The 5,601-nt window shown below is 53.5% G+C and carries 4 protein-coding genes; all 4 read right to left on the reverse strand.

Annotated features, from left to right (window positions below; translation table 11 throughout):
* Nucleotides 1-6: 6 nt before the first annotated feature.
* Nucleotides 7-561, reverse strand: a complete 555-nt coding sequence (locus GOB90_RS18345; RefSeq protein WP_173572210.1) for a hypothetical protein — start codon at nt 559-561, stop codon at nt 7-9.
* 400 nt (nt 562-961) lie between these two features.
* Nucleotides 962-1,297: a hypothetical protein gene (locus GOB90_RS18350; RefSeq protein ID WP_146893033.1), complete on the reverse strand. Its 336-nt coding sequence runs from the start codon at nt 1,295-1,297 to the stop codon at nt 962-964.
* A 99-nt stretch (nt 1,298-1,396) separates the two neighbouring features.
* Nucleotides 1,397-2,566 (reverse strand): acyltransferase family protein, encoded by a 1,170-nt coding sequence (locus GOB90_RS18355; protein ID WP_146893035.1) that lies wholly within the window; start codon nt 2,564-2,566, stop codon nt 1,397-1,399.
* Nucleotides 2,567-2,861: 295 nt separating this feature from the next.
* Nucleotides 2,862-5,601 (reverse strand): glycoside hydrolase family 30 beta sandwich domain-containing protein (locus tag GOB90_RS19740; protein WP_173572211.1); only part of this gene is annotated, 2,740 nt, incomplete at its 5' end.

The following is a 5,601-nucleotide window of genomic DNA, read 5'->3' on the forward strand; positions in this document are numbered from 1 at the left end:
AGGGCATCAGACACCCAGCGCAGCGAGCGCCTGCGCCTCGGTCATCGTCGGGATGGTAGCAGCGCGCGCGCCGGACACACCGATCAGGCCCTCGAACACGCTGATGATCGTCTTGAGTGCTGAGAGCGCCGTCTGCGCATCGGTTTGCACCGCGGAAGACAGCTTAGATCCGCCGCCGGAAATCCCTGCCGCGATGGCCGTATCGACCGTGTTCAGATCGGAAAGGATGCTGTCCACGCGGGTTTTCCAGGTCGCATCATCGTAGCTGATCGTCAGCGTGGTTCCGGCAGCATCCGAGAACGCGGACAGCGCACCGGACAGCGCCACTTCCGCAGCGGTAATGGCGGTCATGTAAGGTGCGAGGGCAGGATACGCGGCGAGGAACCCGGCAACGGTCGCAGCGGCGTTCAGGCCGGCCTGCCCGTAATCCTTCACTTTCGTCACATTCAGCGTGATCGTGGTGACGCCGTTCGTCGTGGTGGCCGTGCAGGCGGCGAGGCCGGCAATGCCTGCGAGGGCAGTAGCGTTACGGAGAAAGTTGCGGCGAGAGAAAGTAGTCATGCTGTTTTCCCATAAAAAAAGCCGCCCCGGATGGAGCGGCTTGTGAAAGACATCTGCTTCGGACGCTGGCTATGCGTCATGAATTCGCCAATTTAATTCCAATATTTTTGTATAAAATTATATATTCCTTGTATTTTTATACAATTCCAAAACTATACATATTTTTCGACGTAAATACCAGGGCTCCAGTGATCGAGATCAATTCCCACCCATTTTGTTTCACATATTAACGCACCGTACTGAAATATGTCGCAAATGCGGCACAGCGCAGTGGGGCTGCTGGAACCCGAAAGGTCCCCACCAGGAATGATAATTCGTCAATTAGCAGATATTGCAGACCACTTTCTCAAGATGGGAGATCGGCAAAAAGCCAGCGAAGTTATTGATATTCTATATCGCGTCAGCGACCTCCTTTCAGCCAGAAAAGAGTCCCCGGCTTCGTCTGGTCCGGAGGCAGCCCCAACGCCGCCGCCGCATCATCGCGCGGCAGACTCACGGGCGCCATGATTGCCTTCCTTCCAGGCTGATACGCGTTTGCGTTCCACCCCCGGGACTGCGCGATGGCGGACACGATCTGATACACCAGAGTCCACCTGCTCCCGGCGTCAGGCGGCTTCCAGAACCGCATAATCAGAGCGCAGGACGCAATCGCGAACGTCACGATGGTCGCTGCAGTCCCGAGGTATTCCGTCGGGATCAGCGACAGGACATCACTGAGAATAGTGTCTGAGTTCATAAGAGCACCCATAAAAAAAGCCGCCCTACGGGGGCGGCTTTCATACAACACAGTTATAACACGGTAACGACGAATATTTTATTATCGCAGGAAGTTTGGTTATGTTCTAATTTTTTGAGGTGATAAGACCGCCGGAGCAGTAGTCTTGGACAGATATTTTCCTACCCTCTTTGAAAATTTCGCTACGGGCACTTCAACCGTAATATTGAAACCCCACGCAAAAGCCACAGACAGAAAAACAGCTACCACAACACTTTCAGACAGCGTGCAGACTGCTGCAAGCTGCCTGCAGACAATACAGATAATAACGACATGCCCCAGATAGAGGCTATAAGAAATGCGTCCCAGAAACTGAGGCAATCGCGCTGACAGGATTGCGCTGGATCTGCCCGACGCAATAGCCAGCATAATAACGAGAGCCGCAGACAACGCGCACGTCGTCACCCCAATGAAACTTGGCAATCCCCTTATGACGTCCGTCTCATCCGGATAGAAGCACAGTCCTGTCAGCCCAAGAGCCATTAGTGAAATTCTCGTTACACTCGTTCTTCTTTCAAACCAGTTTCTTATCTTTTTCGAATCTCTCGCAATGTAGATTCCCAGAACAAATGTGAATAAATAAGCACAGGTAGTGAGAAGAGAACCCTTAATACCCCATGCGCCGTTGGTAGTAAGTGATGCAGATATGGCTCCGAAAACCCAAGTCGCAGCAAGTGCGAGGCGCCAGTTCCACATAGTAATTACAACGAGAAGCGGAAAGACGACAGAGGCTCTCATTTCAACAATCAGACTCCACATTGGATTATCGAGATAAGTCTGCGTTCCGAGCATCATCAGGTGCTTTACCAGTGATGATACTGACGTCTGGTCGCCCCAAATTCTCTGATTGAACCAGTCCGTAGCACCTACGAGAGGTGATGTGCCCAGCAGGTGCGCTCCGAAAAATGAAAACAGTATTATCAGAGCGAATGGCACCCATATTCTGATCACACGCTTGATGATGAACGGAAAATATTTCTGCCCGTCGCGATCGACAAAGGTCATTCCGAGAACAACACCACTCAGCACAAAGAACAGGATCACCATAGAGGGTCCCGCAACGAATAAACGCAAAGGCGTCAGATATAAGAACGCCCTTGCAAACGAATATCCGGAAGTGAACATCATTCGACGTTGCTCATCCAGTCCGGGAACAGACAAGGCCGCGTGGTGCAGCACCACGATAAGCGCAGCAATGCCGCGTAATGCATCGAGAGACCTGATCCGCATGTAACACCCCGAGATTTTTCGCACGGAGCCCGTAACACAATCAGGGTTAAGAAATTACTCCATCTATCTCATTTTTGAGATGCCACGGAAACACACCAAAACGTCTTCGATGCCTCTCCAGATGCACCTGAAAAAGTAACCTGCACATCGTAAAGGTTTCCGTGACACCTTCGAAGGTCAGGACCCCTGCCGCCGATGCCGTAGCGCCTTCGGGCAAAACAAGGTTTACGGTGATAGAGGCCGCCGAACCTGAAACGGTCAGGCCCGCGCCAAAGTGCTCAGATCCATGCGGTCCTCAGACTATCGTGGCAGGCGATGTAATAGCCCATGCGTTACCAGCCGAGTCTTCAAACGAAGTCGTACCCGTGCTCTGTGTTGTAAAGTCAGGGTTCCAGAGAACAGTTCCGGATGCATCAGTAACTGTGACATTATAAACGCGAAGGGCTTGAGGACTTACGCCAACCTCCATATTAGCCATGACTGTTTGCTGCGAGATTCCGGAAGTAAGGCCTGTCAGCGTGCCAAGGGACATATAAGTCGTCCCATCTGTTGAATACCCCAATGTTACAGTCCCGGCAGCATACACAGTCCCGTCGGTATCCGTGAAACTCGTCGTTCCTGTGTTATTGACCACTTTAACATAAATATCTTCACCGATCAGCGATGTCGGAATACCAGTCGAAGCCCACGTATCCCCATAATCACGAGAGGTATCGCGCCACTCACAGCCTAAACAGGCTGCGTAACCGGACAACGAACCGAACAGCACGCTAAACTGGGAACTTAATTGGGACGCACCAGTCAATGCATAGTTTCCGACAACCAGAGCGTTCGACATGACTGCCGATTCAATATTCAAATGTGCAATAGCCTTGAAAACACTGCCATCAAGACCGGTCACAGGTGTCGTGGTGGAAGCTCCGCCACTTGTTGAAGTGTTTGACAGATAATGCAACGTAGCAACCGCGCTTACGACAACGGACAGATCTTCCGGGTTCGTCAGGCTCCCGTTATTCCTTGCGCTGATGGAAACGGTCGCAGCCCCCGACGGTGTATAGGTGGCCGTTTCAGCGGTGGCAGAACCCGCAGCAAATGTCACCGTTGCCGGCGAGAATGTGCCGCCTGCTCCACCATCCGACAGCGTCACAATCGTCGCTGTCGTCGGCCCGTTGTTATTCGGCGTCAGCGTTAGGGTCTGAGCGATCCCCACTGTGCCGGTTGCCGCGCCAGTCAGCGTGAAGGCTGTGGATGGGACCGCCTCCGCCGATACGGTCAGCGTCACAGAGGCAGGATCGGTCAGCGAGCCGCTATTGGTGGTGCTGATCGTAGCCGTTCCGGACGCACTTGGCGTGAATGTGCAGGTGACGGCGGCCGTTGAACCGGCAGGGATGGAAACTGTCGCCGGGGAGAACACGCCAGCCAGCGTCGAGGCCGGAGTGACGGTGATAGCGGATGTATTCGCCGTCCCGGTACCCGGAGTAATCGTCAGGGTCACAGGATTACCCATGACGACGGACGAAGCACTTAGAGCAGACGTATAAGTTGTAAACGGTACGGCGGTCGCAGATGCTGTCAACGATATAGACGTAGCGTTGGTAAGCGTTCCGGAGTTGGTGAACGACATTACCCCGGTACCCGCTGCCGTCGGTGTGAACGTGAACGTAGCAGATGCAGTCGAACCGGCGGAGATTGTGATTGTCGTCGGGGAGAACGTGCCCACCAGCGTCGAGGCAGGGGTGATAATGACATCTGAGGCCAGGGCAGCCCCAGTCCCGGGAGCGACCGTATATGTCGACGCCTCGCCTACTGTCAGAGTAGTGGTGCCGGAAACTGTGTATGTCGTGAACTGAAGGGCCGCGACGGTGATGGTCGTGGTCAGGGCAGTCGAGGTAGACAATCCTCCGCCACCGAATGGCACGACCGCATACACGTATGCTGTCCCGGGCGTTCCGGTCGTGTCGATATAGCCTGTCGCTTCACCACCAGACATACCGATCGTCGCCAGGACAGACGCAGATGTTCCTCGCTGGATCGCACAGCCGCCGATGGAGGTCGAGCCGACATCAACGGGATTTGTCCACGCCAGAGAGACCGTGCCATTTGTGGATGTGCTGGTCAGCACAGTTACTGCCGCCGGTGCAGTAAAGGTTCCGGGCACCGAGACGATATCGTCGGCACTCCATATAAGCGACCCCATGCTCTGCGAAGCCAGAGTAACCGGTACTGACTGCCCCGTGATGCCATCTTTCACCGTCACAATTCTGGTCAGGCTGGATGGATTCCACATGAACACGACAATGGAGCCGTCTGGGTTCTCAAACGCGACATTCATCACGTCAGATGTCGCGACGGGTGTGCCTCCAAGAACGTCTGATGAAGACGTAATATCGAAGGTGTTCGTATCGATGCGGCGGGCGCCTGGTTTTACATACCGGCCTACGTGAGCAAGGATATAATAATCCGGATTGAATGTTACAGCCTGCGTCGTGCTGTTAATTGTTACAACGCCTCGGTTTGTCCATTTTTCCGCCGGATTTCCGAAAATAGGAGCACCGTGCTCATTCAGGAAAATCTGCCACAGCCACACTCCCGATGCGCCGTAACGAACCATTATGTTGAGCAGGTCGCCCGCAAACTTTTCGGCTACGAACGAATTTGAGTCTGACAGTCCGGAAATCCACTCAGTGAAGAACAACCGAACATTGTCATTCCTGTATCCAAGTATTTCAGCCGGGGTCTGATGCACATTTCCGTTATAGCCGTGATAACCAGCAGCTAAACGATACTTTTGAGAATTTGCGTCGGAGAGTTCAGTATAGATAAATGAAGTCATCGAACCCCATGACGTATCACCACAGATATATTCCATATCTGTATAACCAGCGGCATAAAGAGCCGGTCCAAGGTAAGTGCCGACAAAGGCCGCTCCCACGTCGGCAGGGAGGCTTTGCAGTCTGGCTCCGTAAGCAAGCAGCGATTTGAGTGCACATAACTTTCGCCTGCGGGTCGCTTCAGCTCCCGTCAGACTGTCAAAC

The organism is Acetobacter oeni, from assembly GCF_011516825.1.
GTDB classification, from domain to species: Bacteria; Pseudomonadota; Alphaproteobacteria; order Acetobacterales; family Acetobacteraceae; genus Acetobacter; species Acetobacter oeni.

Excerpts from the sequence above, each read along its gene's own strand:
- GOB90_RS18345 (WP_173572210.1), bottom strand. The coding sequence starts at position 561 with ATGACTACTTTCTCTCGCCGCAACTTTCTCCGTAACGCTACTGCCCTC.
- GOB90_RS18350 (WP_146893033.1), bottom strand. The coding sequence starts at position 1,297 with ATGAACTCAGACACTATTCTCAGTGATGTCCTGTCGCTGATCCCGACG.
- GOB90_RS18355 (WP_146893035.1), bottom strand. The coding sequence starts at position 2,566 with ATGCGGATCAGGTCTCTCGATGCATTACGCGGCATTGCTGCGCTTATC.